The sequence below is a fragment of the Kribbella sp. CA-293567 genome, from assembly GCF_027627575.1.
Classification (GTDB): Bacteria; Actinomycetota; Actinomycetes; order Propionibacteriales; family Kribbellaceae; genus Kribbella.
The window spans coordinates 2,044,356-2,056,978 of sequence record NZ_CP114065.1 but is presented as its reverse complement, the minus strand read 5'-3'; the positions used below and the strand labels follow the sequence as shown (position 1 = coordinate 2,056,978).

The window sequence follows — 12,623 nt, the reverse complement described above, 5'->3', positions numbered from 1 at the left end:
CACTGTTGGTCGGCGCCGCCGCGGCGAACTCTGCGCGCTTCGGAACTGCTGTCAGCGGCGGCGACCGAACTTGCTGGAGGCACCGATACCGGCGAGGTGGAGAGCGATGCAGAGCAGGCCGGCCATCAGAAGGGTCTGCGGGGTGAACGCGTCGCTGACCGTGGCGTTGGCCCAGTCGAGGATGAGCGCGAGCCCGAAGATGACTGCGGCGATGATGGCGAACATGTGTGGTTCTCCTGGCTGTATGACGGGCGGGAAAGTGGCGCTCATCTAACTGCCTGCCGGTGATGCGCACAAGGGGTCGCGATCATGACGAATAGGAATGGGGATCGGGCGCATGGAAGCCGCGAAGGATGGGCACAACGGGCAGGTTGTCGTCGCTTCTCTCAACACCCGGGGGATGCCGCTCCGACGTTCGCGGCTCCGGGCCCGGTACGCCGCGATCGCTGCGGCCTTCGAAACGTCTTCGGTGCAGGTCGTGAACTTTCAGGAAGTACTTACTTACTACCACTTCCGCCTGCTGGCGCAAGGCCTGCCGACATTTCGGGGTGTGTACCGGCCGTCGGCGGCTGGGCCGGCCGGCGGGGTGGTGACCTTCTCGCGGTTGCCAGTCGAGTCCGTCCGGTACCAGCGGTCACCGGCGCCGCGGAGTACGGAACTGTCGTTGCGGTGGCGGGGATTTCTGAAAGGCGCGTTGGTCAGCCGGATCGACGGAATGTGCTTCGTCAACGTGCATCTGCTGGCGAACACCGACGGCAGTTGGTCGGCGGAGAACAGGTTCCATCCGATTCATCGGGCGCAACTGGCTTCGTTCGCGCGGCTGCTCGGGGAGGTCGCCTCCCCCTGCGTTGTGACGGGTGACTTCAACATTCCACGGCACAAGTCCTTGGTGCAGGAATTCCTCGCCACGACAGGGTTGGCCGATGCGTTCGACGGCCAGTGTCCCCCGACGTTTCAGGCGGCCTACCTTTCGGTGGGGATGCGGTCGCAGTGCATCGACTTCGCGCTGCTCTCGGGAGTGAAGGCCACCGACACCGAGTTGTTGTTCCCGAACGAGAAGCCGGGATTGGGGTATGTCTCCGACCATCTTGGGCTGCGGGCGCGGCTCGTCAAGTCACTCCCAGACAGCTGAGGTGGGGTCGATGCCGTGGGTCGCGGCGTTGGAGAAGATGGAGTCGCGGAGCCAGGTGGACAGGCCGGGAGCGATTTTGTCGTAGTGCTCGACGTAGCGCGGGTCGTCTGTGTAGCTGCGGGCGATGCAGACGTGCATGGAGTGGGTGCAGTCGAAGTACGTCGTCAGCAGGGCGCGATGGCGTTCGGCGAGGGCGTTGGCTTCGGAGGAGTTCGCGGCGAGGCCGGAGCGAAGGGCGGCGGTCAGGTCGTCGTCGAGTTGCTTGGTGGTCGTCGCGATCTGGTTCCAGTCGTCGGGGGTGAGGGTCGCTGTGCGTTCGGCGTACTGCGCCCAGTGCGGCGTGTCGCCCCAGCGGCTTTCGGCCTCGTCGATCCACTCCGGTCGCCAGCCGGCGCCGAAGATCTCGACCTGTTGGGCAGGGCTGAGCTGGATGCCGGTTCTGGTTGCTTCCAGCATCCGATCGACCGACGAAACCATTGTCTGCAAGCGATCTATCCGGTCCACCAGCTCCGAACGCTGACGGCGCAGATGACTGCGGGCATCCACTTCGGGGTCGTCGAGGAGCTTGCCGATCTCCGCCAACGGGAAGCCGAGTTCACGGTAGACGAGCACTCGGTGGAGACGCCCGACATCCTCGTCGGAGTACACGCGGTAGCCCGACCAGGTGCGGCCGCTCGGGCGGGCCAGACCGATCGCGTCCCAATGGTGCAGCGTCCGGACGCTGACACCGACGAGATCGGCGGTTCGCCCGACGGTCAGATCCTCGCTCACTCGCACTACGGTACTTCGATCCCCGCGATGCTTCGGCTCACTGCGGTACTTCGATGCCCATGGCCCGCAAGTTGGCCGCCTCGGCGCTGTCCGGGTCGAGCGGTCGGGCCGCTGTCATCACCACTCGGGTGTTCTCCGGCGTGGTGACCGTCAATTCCAGCGAGTTCCATGGCATCACCCGAGGCTCGGTGGTCGAGCCTGGCATCAGCTCTTCGCAGCGCCTCACCACTTCATCTATCTGGCTGACCACACAGGCGAAACTGACGCTCGACGACGCCGTCTCGGCAACCTCGTCAGCCGGTACAAGCAGCACGTCCTGGAAAGCCCAGCGCCGCAGGTGAACCAACTGGCCGGGCACGGAGAAGAGGTCGATGAACCCGAGTCCCCTGATCCAGAAGTCCTTCGATGCCTCGAGATCGCGAGTCGGCACGATCACGAACATCGGCATTCCGTAGTACCCGCGATAGATGTCGGGCGCCACCGCGTCGAGGGCCGGCAGCGGTACTGGTCCGATGAAATCGTTCATCGGACCAGTACCGACCCTCACGTCGCGTGAGGGTCAACTGCGACGGCTACAGGCTGAACGCGATGGATCGGAGAATCAGCGCCGCGAAGAAGACCAGCGTGAACGCCAGATCGAAGGCGAGTCCGCCAGCCCGCAACGGCGGCACGCGACGACGTACCGGTTCGAGCACCGGCTCGGTCAGCTTGTGGGTCACCGCCCGCGCCTTCGCCACCCAGACAGGACCTCGCCCGGCCACAGCGGCCCAGTCCAGCAGCATCCGCGCGATCAACACCAAGATGAACGCCGTCAAGGCGTACCCGACCAGTGCACCCAGCAGGCTCATTTGCGACTCCCTCTACTTCGTCTTGCCAGTATCAACGAAGCACTCGCCCCAGAGATGTCCGAATCGGCAAGTTCTTAGCCGACTATCAGGAGCCGACTCCGCGCGACGTACACCGACGGCCAACACATCGTGATCAACACGGTTGAGGGTTACCGCAAGCTGCGCAACATCGAGAAGGACCCGCGGGTTTCGGTCAGCGTCGCCGATCCTGACGACACCTCGCGGTACCACTCGGTGCGCGGACGGGTGGCCGGGATCACGACCGACGGTGGCGCGGAGGGGATCGAGAAGCTGGCGCAGAAGTACACCGGCAGTGAGTATTCGTGGCACGGCGGACGCGACGAGGTGCGGGTCGTGCTGACGATCGAGGTCGAGAAGGTCATTCACGCACCTTGGAACTGAGCTGATCAGGGAGAGTGCCGGCCTTCCGGCGGTCAGTCGTCAGGGTGAGGATCAGGAGGAACACGGCTGCCAGAACCGCAGCGGCGATGAAGGCGATTCGGGTCGAGGCTGCCGCGGCGAGAGGTCCGAGCAACAGAGGGACCGTTACTTGCCCACCAAACGTGATGGTGGCGAGTACGGCGGTTGCCCGGCCCCGAAGTGCCGTGGGGGCAGCCTCGCCGATGACAAGAGTCAGAGTCGGGACGACGATTCCCATCCCCAGGCCGAAGACGGCGACCGCCGCGATCATCAGCACCGGCTCTTGGGCGATGCTGAGGGCCGCAAGGGCTGATACCCAGCTGATGAAGGCGATGCGGAGCAGGGTGAGGTCGCGCAGGGCTTTCCGCAAAGAGGCGAACGAGAGGCCGACGGCGGTCATGGCTGCGGACAGGATCGCCGTGCAGAGCGCAACCAGTAGTGGCTTCGTCACGCCCACTTCGCCGAGACGCAGTGGTAGGAAGATCAGGATGGCGTAGAGCAGGAACGAGCTCGCTAGCTGCAGCAGGTAGTAGAGGATCAGCACCGGCTGGCCGAGGATGAACTTCACGAGAGAGCCTCGAGCGGGACGACTGGTAGGTCGCCGTCTGTTCTGATTCGGCAACGCCGTCAGGGCGAGGATGCCGAGCGGTACGCCGACGAGGTAGATCGCGAAGGGTGCATGCCAGGAGATGGTGCCGACGGCACCGCCGGCTATCGGCCAGATCAGGCCACCGAGACTGATGGCCGATGACCTCCACCCCATCGCGCGATCGCGGGCGGTGCCGTCGAAGGATTCCAGCAGGAGCAAGGTGGTGCCGGTGAAGACTGCGGCGGCGCCGATGCCGAAGATCAGGCGGCTGGCCAGCAGAGCCGGGTAGCCGCTGGTCACCAGGCCGGCTCCACCGGCGGCGCCGTACAGGATCAGGCCGGCGGACAGCGTGCCTCGCACACCGAAGCGGTCGATGGTGCGGCCGATGAAGGGGCTGACGGCGGCCAACGATGCCGCATGCATGGTCAGCACCAGACCGGTCTGCGTTTCCGACAGGTCCAGGTCCCGACGGACCAGGTCGAGGATCGGAGTCAAGATCGCGCCGGCCATCACGGTCAGCGTGGAGCCGAGCAGCAGAACGGTGAGTAGCAGGCGCCCGTTCGGGCGAACGTCAGCCTCCGGCGGCTTCATCGGCGGCGCAGACTGCTAAGAGCCGTCGACGGCGAGGTCGGGTACGGCGCTACTCGGTAGGCAGTGGGTTCAGCCGGCATGGCGCGAGCCTTGACCTCAACCAAAGTTGAGGTCAAGGCTCGTTGCCAAGCACATCTACTCTCTTGCCCGGTCAGTGAGGTGAGTGAAGCACGTCACAACAGCACTCAGCAGCGAGGGTCACAGCAGGATGATCCGCCGATCAGAGGGCGCAGAACAAAGCGAAGGCCCGGACCTAATGGTCCGGGCCTTCCAAAGTAGCGGGGGCAGGATTTGAACCTGCGACCTCTGGGTTATGAGCCCAGCGAGCTACCGAGCTGCTCCACCCCGCGCCGCCTTGATGTCTTTAGTTTAGGGGATGCGGGCCCAGAGTCCAAATCGAGGGTCGGAGCGGAAAAAGCGTGTCGGGGAGAGGGTGCGGCGGCGTAGCTTCTGAGGATGAGTGATGGGGTGTTGCGGCCATTCGGGACGGCTGATCTGGTGGGTGCTGCGCGGTTGCTGGCCGAGCGGCAGATGGGGCATCGGCGGAGGCATCCGTTGTTGCCGGCTGAGTATGAGGACCCGCAGATCGCGCTGGCGGAGGTGACGGCTGCCTGGGAGACCGAGGGTGCGTCGGGGGCTGCGCTCCTGGAGGGCGGGGAGCTCGTCGGATATTTGCTAGGAGCCCCTAAAGCATCCGCGGCGTGGGGAGACAACGTCTGGGTCGAGCGGGCGGGACAGGCCGTGCGGGAGCCGGAGAAGATCCGGGACCTGTACGCGGTCGCGGCGACCAAGTGGGTGGCGGACGGGCAGATCGCGCAGTACGTGATGGTGCCGGATGATGCGGAACTGCTGGACGCCTGGTTCCGGTTGGGGTTCGGCGCGCAGCATGCTCACGCCGTACGGTCGGCGCCGGCCGCACCGCTCCCCCAGCGACCAGGATTGACGGTACGACGTGCGCGGCGCGATGACATTCAGGCGCTGGCCGAATTGGAGCTGGTACTGCCGACGCATCAGGGGCTGGCGCCGACCTTCAGTTCCGGCGAGACGCTGACGCTCGAAGAAGCATTCGCGGACTGGCAGGAATCGATCGACGATCCGGAGTACGCCAATTTTGTTGCTGAGCGCAACGGAAAGCTGATCGGATCGTCGGTCGGGTGCTCGGTGGAGAAATCCAGTGCGCACGGCGGGCTGGCGCGGCCCGGCAATGCCGGCCTTCTTGCTTATGCGGCAGTGTTTCCCGAGGCGCGCGGAGCCGGGGCAGGGCGAGCGTTGGGCGAGGCCGTGCTGAACTGGGCAGCCGAATGCGGATACACCTCCGTGGTGACGGACTGGCGAGTGACGAACCTGCTGTCGTCCAGGGCCTGGCCGCGGCTCGGCTTCGAGCAGACATTCCATCGTTTGCATCGCCTGATCGGGTATTGATCAATCAAACGCTCCGTATATACAGCATTACACTGAGCTATTGCCAATCGCTGACAGCGCATGCTTGCATTCCCTCAGTAATCGTTCCCAAGGAAATTTCCTTAAGGGGGGAATCCGATGCCACGACCGTCTTTGCTTGCCCGCCTCCTAGCATGTCTGTTGATGCTGGCGGCGGCCCTCACCATCGTTCAGCCCGCGACCGCCGCCGTCCCCGACCGCAAGGCCTGGGTGCTGTGGAACCAGACCGCGGGCACCACCGTTGCCACCGGCACCTGGCCGGCACCCAGCAGCGTCATCGTGCTCGCACCCGGCCGGTACCAGGTCAAGTTCCCGGGACAGGGCGCACCTGGCGGCGTCGTTCACGTCACGGCGATCAACAACACCCCGCATTGGTGCCAGGCCGAGAACTGGTTCCAGTCCGGTACCGACGAGATCGTCAACATTCGCTGCTACCGCGTTGGTGGCGCACTCGACCCGACCAGCTTCAGCGCGTTCTTCGTCCGCGCGTCGGGCGGTCCCGCGCCGGGTCCCTACGGGTACGTCGACTCGCAGCCCAACGGCGCGCTGGTCAGCCAGTACAACTCGGTCGGCGCCCCGAACACCTCGACCCCGCTCGGAGTCGGGCAGTGGCAGGTCAAGTTCCCCGGCCTGGTGGCCGGCGGGACCCTCGACGGCAGTCTGCAAGCCACCGCCGTCCACCCGCAGCTCGGAGCACGCTGCAAGATCCGCGGCTGGTCGTCGAGCGGCGCTGGTCAGGACGTCAGAGTGATCTGCTTCGACTCGACCGGTGCCTTGCTGAACACGCGCTTCACCCTCACCTACCAGTACAAGGTCTCCCTGTACGGCGCTGCCGTGCCGCCCAAGTACTACGGCTACTTCCTCAACCAGCCGCCGGCCGGACCGCCGAGCACCAACCTCAACTCGGTGCTCGGACTGGGAGCGAACACGATCACCTCGACCGGTCCCGGCCTGTCGATGGTCATCTTCCCGCGCATCGCCTACCCCCAGAACACGGTCCAGGTGACCGCCTACGGGTCGAACTCGAACTTCTGCGGGCTGAACACGTTCTGGACCAACAGCTCCGTGGGTCCTGATCTGATCGTCCGCAACGTCAACTGCTTCACGAATGCCGGCGCACCGGTGGACACTGGTTTCACCGTCAGCGCGAACTCGATCCTGTAGCCGCGCCAAGCGGCGGCACCATCGGCCGGGGCCCACACCGACAACGCTCGGGGTGGGCCCCGCGCCGGTTCAGGCGGAGTCGACCGGACGGAAGTTCGTCGCCGTGCCCAGCAGGTCGTCGTCGCTGAAGCGCACGCGGTCGATCGACACCTCGGCGGCAATCCCTGGCTCGACGAAGAAGAACACCAGGTCGTCGGCGCGATAGCCGCCGTACCCGGCGACGTCGACGGCGGTGAGCTCCCAGGACTCCGGGTCCTTCTCGTGGTACTCGGTCAGGAACGTGCGCAGCGTCTCGAGGTCGATCACCTTCTCGCCGCGGATCGTCTTGGCCGTCAGGTCGACCTTGGTCGCTCCCTCGGGATCAGGGCCGGTCTCCCAGACCCGGCTGTGGAAGACCACTTCCTCCCACTCGTACTCGAAGTCGCTCGGCGAGCCGATGCCGCCAGGCAGGTGGTCGATGGCGAATCCGTCCAAGATGCACGCCCTCTGCTGGGTTGTCGCGGACAGCAGGTGCTGACCGCAGGATGATGCTGAACCGGGGGCCGCCGCCGCGGCGGTCGGCAGCAGGATGCCCAGGACGGCGGGGGCCGCCAGCGCGGTGATGGCGCCGCCGATCACGATACGACGGGTCGCGGGCCGGACCACGGACCAGGACGAAGAACACGACATGGCTGCCTCCTCAGGCGAGTCACCCGGGGATCGGGTGAGTTGTTCCTTGCCAGAGAAGATGCAGCCGGTCTGCCGGATTTCCGGGACGGGTTTTCCGCCTGTGGACAAAGAGATCCGGGCGGCGACACCCTTCGGTGTCACCGCCCGGATCGAACAGCAAGTGCTCGGATCAGCCCGTCGGGGAGCTCGGTGGGCTGGTGGGGGTCGGAGTGACGGACGGCGGTGTCGCCGGCGGAGTGGTGGGCGCTGCGCCTGCACTCACCGCTCGGTCGATGGCTGCCTTCATCTTGGTCACCTGTGCCTGATACTCCGCCAGGTTGCCCTTGGTGAGGGCCGCTTGGGCTGCCGCGTAGGCAGTCTGCGCCTCTGCCAGCGCCTGCTTGACCGTCTGATTGGCCGGCGGGGTGGTCGGCGTGCCCACCGGCGGCTTCTCACCCGTCTCCACGTTCGTGTTGAAGACCTTCTCCAACGCCTCCTTCAGCGTCGTGCCGTAGGCGACCCGGTCACCGAAGCCGACCAGAACGTACCGCAGTACCGGATAGCTACCGGGACCGCTCGTCCGCACCGAGTAGACCGGCTGCACATAGAGCAGACCGCCTCCCAGTGGCAGCGTCAGCAAGTTGCCGAACTGGGCTCTGGCGCCGCTGGACGGTTGGTTGATCGGCAGCAACGCCTGCCGGATGCTCTCGTCGGTCTGGAACTTGTTCGAGACCTGCCCCGGACCTGGGATCTGCACGTTGCCCGGCAACTTGAGGATCCGGATCTGCCCGTAGTCCGGCGAAGAAGCCTCCGCGTCGACGGCCAGGTAGCCGGTCAGGTTCTCCCGCTGCGCGTTCGGCACGTAGACCGAGGTCAGCGAGAAGGTCGGTTCCTTCTGGTCCGGCATCCGCAGCGACAGGTAGAACGGCGGCTGGTCCGGCGTCTGCGAGTCCCCACCGCTGCCCGCGGCGACGGTCGGGTCGGACGGCACCCGCCACAGGTCGCTGTTCTGGTACCAGGTGGTCGAGTCGGTCACGTGGTACTTCGCCAGCAGGTCGCGCTGCACCTTGAACATGTCCTCGGGGTAGCGCAGGTGCGACATCAGTGCGGGCGAGATCTCCGAGCGCGGCTTGACCGTGTCCGGGAAGGCCTTCATCCAGGTCTTCAGCAACGGGTCGCTCTCGTCCCACGCGTACAGCTCCACCGAACCGTCGAAGGCGTTCACGATGGCCTTGACCGAGTTGCGGATGTAGTTGATCTCCTCGCTCGGCTGCTGCGCGACCGTGCCACGGCCAGTGGTCGTGTCGCGGGTGCTGTCGTCGAGCGCGACCTTCTGCGAGTACGGGAAGTTCGCCGAGGTGGTGTACCCGTCGACGATCCAGACCACCTGGCCGTCGACGATGGCCGGGTACGGGTCGCCGTCCGGGGTCAGCCACGGCGCGGCCTTCTCGACCCGCTCGCGCGGGTTGCGGTCGTAGAGGATCTTCGAGTCGTTGTTGACCCGGCTGGACAGCAGCAGGTTGGCGTCGCGGAACTTGGTGGCGTAGAGCAACCTGTTGCCGAACGAACCGATCGGTACGCCGCCCTTGCCCGCGTAGGTGTTCAGCGTGGGCGGGCCGCCGTCCTGGCCCTCCGGCGTGTCCAGCTCGACCGGAGCGCCGTCCTTCGGGCCGCCGACGATCGAGTAGTCCGGCGACTGCTCACCGAAGTAGATCCGTGGTTCGTAGTCCCCCAGGTCCCCGACCGGCGGCAGGTCCTTCTCGGACCACACCGGCGTACCGTCGGAAGCACGCTGGTTGCCGTTGGCGGCGACCACGCCGTAGCCGTGGGTGTAGACCGTGTGGTCGTTGTTCCAGTTGCGCTGCCCGGCCGGCAGCCGGTCGATCTCGACCTCGCGGACCGCGATCACGGTGTCGCGGGTCTCGTTGCCGATCTTGTACCGGTCGACGTCGAGGTCGGTCGGGAACGAGTAGAAGCCACGGACCTGCTGCAGCTGCTCGAAGGTCGGTCCGACCACGCTCGGGTCGATCAGCCGGATTCCCGGCAGCACGCCCGCGTCCGCCACCAGCTGGTCCGGCGAGGCCTGCGTCTTGGCCTCGTAGTTGATGATCTTGGTCTTCTCCAGACCGTAGGCCTGACGGGTCGCCTCGATGTTCTTGGTGATGTACGCCGCTTCCTTCACCGGCTCGCTCGGGCGGACCCGCAGCTGCTGGAGAGCAGCCGGCCAGAGCGCGCCGAGCAGGATCGCCGACAGGACCAGCACGACGGTGCCGACGCCCGGCAGCAGCCAGGTCTTACGGACGACGTTGGCGAAGAAGAGGCCGGCGCAGATCACCGCGATGACGGCCAGGATCTCCTTGCTGGGCAGCACCGCGTTGTCTCCCGTGTAGGAGATACCGGTGAAGAGCCTGCTGTCGGAGGTCGCCAGACCGTAGCGGTCGAGCCAGTAGCTGAACGCCTTGAGCAGCACCAGCAGGCCGAGCAGCACCGAGAACTGCACCTGCGCGGCGCCGGAGGCCTTCTGGCCCTTCGCCGACGGGCGGAAGCCGCCGTACAGGTAGTGGGTGATGATGGCCGCGACCAGGGACAGCAGCACGATCGAGTAGCCGAAGCCGAGCAGGACGCGCAGCCACGGGTAGTCGAAGACGAAGAACGCGATGTCCATGTTGAAGTGCTTGTCCGGGATGCCGAACGGGGTTCGGTTACGCCAGGCCAGGAAGACCTTCCACTCCCCCGACGCGGCAGAGCCACCGAAGACGAGCATCAGGGCCGCCAGAGCGCCGATCGCGATCTTGCCGCGTTGCTGCAGCAGATCGCCGTACCGCTCGAAGCCCGGGCTGGGCGACGGTGCCAGGGCGACCCGCGGACGGGTCCGGTAGGCGATGATCACGTTCGCCACCACCGCGGCCGCCATCAGCAGGCCGACCACGACGAACAGCAGCACCCGGGTGCCGAGCACCGTGCTGAACACCGAGCCGAGATCGACCGACCGGTACCACAGCCGCTGGGTCCAGACGTCGGTGAAGACGCTGAACAGGATGAGCAGCACGACCAGGGTGGCGATCGTTGGTAGCAGGGCCCGCGGGCGCTGGCCGGGCGTACGCCTCGACCGCCTCGGCTCCTCCGGCATGTCGTAGACGCCGTCACTCATGGCAGCTTCTCCTCGTTGTCACTGGTACCGCCCAACACGGAACCCGGACCGACCGCGGTCGAGGGCTCGAATGTCAATGACAGTACTTGGCAGAGCGTAGGGACCAAGTCGACGCCGGTCAGTACGGCGCTGTCCTCGTCGTGGGTTCGCAACCGGACGGCACCGAAGCGGTCGCCGTCGCGCAGGACGGCGGCCACCATCCGTACTTCGTGTCGGCGCGGGTCGCTGCCGGCCAGCTGGGCGAGCTCGGCATCGGTGTCGGCGCCGCTCTCGGCCGAGGCCGGCAGCACGACGCGCTCGACCGCGACGGCGCAACCGCTCACTCCGTCGGGCCACTCGATCCGGGCCAGCGCCTCGGCCAGGTGTTCGTCGTCCATGCCGCCGGGCAGCTCGCCCTGGGCCACCGGGGTGAGCGGCTGGGAGGCGTCATCGGCGCCCAGCTCAGCCGCCAGTTGCGGCTCGGCGGCCAGCAGGTCCTCGGTCGGAACCAGCGCGAACAACTGCGCGGGCTGGTCCCAGCCGGCGCTGCTGACGTGCCGCTCGATCTCGATCACCGCCTGGCCGAGCGCGTCGGAGTACTTGTTGTCAGGTCCTACTTCGTGCATGCCGGGACGTCTCCAGTTCCACTGGCCAGTGCTTTCAATGCCTCGACCGCCTCGTGCAGGGTGGTGATCTTCACCAGGCGGATACCGTCCACCCCGGCGTGCAGGGCGGCTTCACAGTTCGGTCCGGGGACCAGGAAGACGGTGGCGCCGTCGTCCTTGGCGCCGGCGATCTTCTGCTGGATCCCGCCGATCGCGCCGACCTGGCCGAGCGCGTCGATGCTTCCGGTCCCGGCGACGTGCTTGCCGGCCAGCAGGTCGCCGTCGGTCAGCTTGTCGTAGATGGCCAGCGCGAACGCCGTACCGGCACTCGGACCGCCGATGTCCTGCCCGAGGTTCACGGTGACCTTGACCGGCGAGTCGACACCGATCGAGATGCCGACCATCGGTCGGGTCTCCTCGCCAGGGGTCGCGGCGGTCTTCAGGACGACGGTCTGCTGCTTGCCGCCGCGGGTGATCAGGAAGCTGACGTTCTCGCCGACCTTGTGCTTGCGGACCAGCTCGCCGACCTGCGGGACCTGGCTCGGCACCACCCCGTCGATCTCGAGCACGATGTCGCCGGGCTTGAGCTTGCCGTCGGCCGGGCTGCCCTTGGAGACCGTCGAGACCTTCGGCTTGTACGGCACCTTGGCCTCTTGCAGGGCGGCCGCGACGGCACTGTCCTGCGAGCCGGTCATCTCCGCGGTGTTCTGCTGCTCGACCTCGTCGGCGCTCTGCTCCGGCGGATAGATGATGTCGCGCGGGAACAGGTCGTGGTGCGGGTCCAGCCAGTTGCGCATCGCCTGCGGCAGGGTCAGCTCACGGTCGGGCGAGGTGACCGAGACGGTGGTCAGGTCGAGCTGACCGGTGGTCGGGAAGGTCGCGTGGCCGGTGATCTCGATCACCGGCTTGCCCTTGGACTCACCGAGGGTGTTCTTCACCGGCCCCGGGCTGAACGAGACGAACGGCACCGGGAAGACGGTGACCAGTCCGAGCGTGATGACGAGCACGACGATCGAGGTGACCAGCGTGGCGGTACGACGTGTCACGAACCCTGCCCTGCGATCTTGAGTTTCCGGAAGAGCCCGCGCAGCCCGCGGCGCGGCTCAGGGGTGGAACGGGGACCGGGCGCGGCCACCGCCTCGGTGAAGCGGCGGAACTCCTCCACCGACGCGAAGGCACCACCGGACCGGCGGGGACCTCGGGTCCGCCCACGCCAAGCCGCCCAGCACATCGCCAGCCCGGTCGCGACCAGCGGGAACGCCAGCCACGCCAAAACCTTCATCCG

The 12,623-nt window shown here is 66.6% G+C and carries 14 protein-coding genes and 1 tRNA gene; 4 read left to right on the top strand and 11 right to left on the bottom strand.

The genetic code is table 11. The features are described from left to right. Window positions 1–51 precede the first annotated feature (51 nt). Window positions 52–225: a hypothetical protein gene (locus OX958_RS09980; protein WP_270136971.1), complete on the bottom strand. Its 174-nt coding sequence runs from the start codon at window positions 223–225 to the stop codon at window positions 52–54. A gap of 97 nt (window positions 226–322) precedes the next feature. Here OX958_RS09980 and OX958_RS09975 point away from each other — a divergent pair, with 97 nt between their 5' ends. Beyond that, window positions 323–1,132, top strand: a complete 810-nt coding sequence (locus tag OX958_RS09975; RefSeq protein WP_333486506.1) for an endonuclease/exonuclease/phosphatase family protein — start codon at window positions 323–325, stop codon at window positions 1,130–1,132. Here OX958_RS09975 and OX958_RS09970 read toward each other — a convergent pair. Genes OX958_RS09970 through OX958_RS09960 form a run of 3 tightly spaced genes read right to left on the bottom strand, consistent with a single transcriptional unit; the run spans window position 1,115 to window position 2,751 of the window. Next, a complete protein-coding gene (locus OX958_RS09970; protein ID WP_270136970.1) occupies window positions 1,115–1,903 on the bottom strand; it encodes a MerR family transcriptional regulator in 789 nt (262 codons plus the stop codon). The genes OX958_RS09975 and OX958_RS09970 overlap by 18 nt on opposite strands. A gap of 37 nt (window positions 1,904–1,940) precedes the next feature. Continuing rightward, entirely contained in the window at window positions 1,941–2,429 is a 489-nt protein-coding gene (locus tag OX958_RS09965; RefSeq protein ID WP_270136969.1) for a VOC family protein, read from the bottom strand. A gap of 46 nt (window positions 2,430–2,475) precedes the next feature. Continuing rightward, window positions 2,476–2,751, bottom strand: a complete 276-nt coding sequence (locus OX958_RS09960) for a YggT family protein (protein WP_270136968.1) — start codon at window positions 2,749–2,751, stop codon at window positions 2,476–2,478. Between the two features lie 129 nt (window positions 2,752–2,880). Between OX958_RS09960 and OX958_RS09955 the strand changes: the two genes are divergently transcribed. Further along, window positions 2,881–3,153, top strand: coding sequence for a pyridoxamine 5'-phosphate oxidase family protein (locus tag OX958_RS09955; RefSeq protein WP_270136967.1), 273 nt, complete (start codon window positions 2,881–2,883; stop codon window positions 3,151–3,153). Here the strand turns inward: OX958_RS09955 and OX958_RS09950 are convergent. Together OX958_RS09950 and OX958_RS09945 are read right to left on the bottom strand one after the other, a co-directional pair. Beyond that, window positions 3,131–4,351, bottom strand: coding sequence for an MFS transporter (locus OX958_RS09950; RefSeq protein WP_270136966.1), 1,221 nt, complete (start codon window positions 4,349–4,351; stop codon window positions 3,131–3,133). The two genes, OX958_RS09955 and OX958_RS09950, sit on opposite strands and share 23 nt — an antisense overlap. Before the next feature lie 276 nt (window positions 4,352–4,627). Continuing rightward, a tRNA-Met gene (locus OX958_RS09945) sits at window positions 4,628–4,701 on the bottom strand. Between the two features lie 106 nt (window positions 4,702–4,807). Between OX958_RS09945 and OX958_RS09940 the strand changes: the two genes are divergently transcribed. Both OX958_RS09940 and OX958_RS09935 read left to right on the top strand, forming a co-directional pair. Then, complete coding sequence (locus OX958_RS09940; RefSeq protein WP_270136965.1) at window positions 4,808–5,773, top strand: GNAT family N-acetyltransferase; 966 nt, start codon at window positions 4,808–4,810, stop codon at window positions 5,771–5,773. Window positions 5,774–5,935: 162 nt separating this feature from the next. Next, a complete protein-coding gene (locus OX958_RS09935) occupies window positions 5,936–6,955 on the top strand; it encodes a hypothetical protein (protein ID WP_270136964.1) in 1,020 nt (339 codons plus the stop codon). Window positions 6,956–7,024: 69 nt separating this feature from the next. Here the strand turns inward: OX958_RS09935 and OX958_RS09930 are convergent, their stop codons facing one another. From OX958_RS09930 to OX958_RS09910, 5 genes are all read right to left on the bottom strand, one after another. Beyond that, window positions 7,025–7,624: a hypothetical protein gene (locus tag OX958_RS09930; protein WP_270136963.1), complete on the bottom strand. Its 600-nt coding sequence runs from the start codon at window positions 7,622–7,624 to the stop codon at window positions 7,025–7,027. A gap of 169 nt (window positions 7,625–7,793) precedes the next feature. Next, window positions 7,794–10,754: a UPF0182 family membrane protein gene (locus OX958_RS09925; protein ID WP_270136962.1), complete on the bottom strand. Its 2,961-nt coding sequence runs from the start codon at window positions 10,752–10,754 to the stop codon at window positions 7,794–7,796. Further along, window positions 10,751–11,359 carry a PPA1309 family protein gene (locus OX958_RS09920; protein WP_270136961.1) on the bottom strand — a complete coding sequence of 203 codons (609 nt, stop codon included), beginning with the start codon at window positions 11,357–11,359 and terminating at the stop codon, window positions 10,751–10,753. Before OX958_RS09920 ends, OX958_RS09925 begins: the two co-directional genes overlap by 4 nt. Further along, window positions 11,347–12,384 (bottom strand): YlbL family protein, encoded by a 1,038-nt coding sequence (locus OX958_RS09915; RefSeq protein ID WP_270136960.1) that lies wholly within the window; start codon window positions 12,382–12,384, stop codon window positions 11,347–11,349. The genes OX958_RS09920 and OX958_RS09915 overlap by 13 nt, the downstream gene beginning before the upstream one ends. Continuing rightward, on the bottom strand, window positions 12,381–12,620 hold the full coding sequence (locus tag OX958_RS09910) for a hypothetical protein (protein WP_270136959.1): 240 nt from the start codon (window positions 12,618–12,620) through the stop codon (window positions 12,381–12,383). The genes OX958_RS09915 and OX958_RS09910 overlap by 4 nt, the downstream gene beginning before the upstream one ends. Window positions 12,621–12,623: the final 3 nt, after the last annotated feature.

Bases quoted from the DNA above. Each gene is read 5' to 3' on its own strand.
- OX958_RS09980 (WP_270136971.1), bottom strand. From the start codon at position 225: ATGTTCGCCATCATCGCCGCAGTCATCTTCGGGCTCGCGCTCATCCTC.
- OX958_RS09975 (WP_333486506.1), top strand. From the start codon at position 323: ATGGGGATCGGGCGCATGGAAGCCGCGAAGGATGGGCACAACGGGCAG.
- OX958_RS09965 (WP_270136969.1), bottom strand. From the start codon at position 2,429: ATGAACGATTTCATCGGACCAGTACCGCTGCCGGCCCTCGACGCGGTG.
- OX958_RS09960 (WP_270136968.1), bottom strand. From the start codon at position 2,751: ATGAGCCTGCTGGGTGCACTGGTCGGGTACGCCTTGACGGCGTTCATC.
- OX958_RS09950 (WP_270136966.1), bottom strand. From the start codon at position 4,351: ATGAAGCCGCCGGAGGCTGACGTTCGCCCGAACGGGCGCCTGCTACTC.
- OX958_RS09940 (WP_270136965.1), top strand. From the start codon at position 4,808: ATGAGTGATGGGGTGTTGCGGCCATTCGGGACGGCTGATCTGGTGGGT.
- OX958_RS09935 (WP_270136964.1), top strand. From the start codon at position 5,936: ATGCTGGCGGCGGCCCTCACCATCGTTCAGCCCGCGACCGCCGCCGTC.
- OX958_RS09930 (WP_270136963.1), bottom strand. From the start codon at position 7,624: ATGTCGTGTTCTTCGTCCTGGTCCGTGGTCCGGCCCGCGACCCGTCGT.
- OX958_RS09925 (WP_270136962.1), bottom strand. From the start codon at position 10,754: ATGAGTGACGGCGTCTACGACATGCCGGAGGAGCCGAGGCGGTCGAGG.
- OX958_RS09920 (WP_270136961.1), bottom strand. From the start codon at position 11,359: ATGCACGAAGTAGGACCTGACAACAAGTACTCCGACGCGCTCGGCCAG.
- OX958_RS09910 (WP_270136959.1), bottom strand. From the start codon at position 12,620: ATGAAGGTTTTGGCGTGGCTGGCGTTCCCGCTGGTCGCGACCGGGCTG.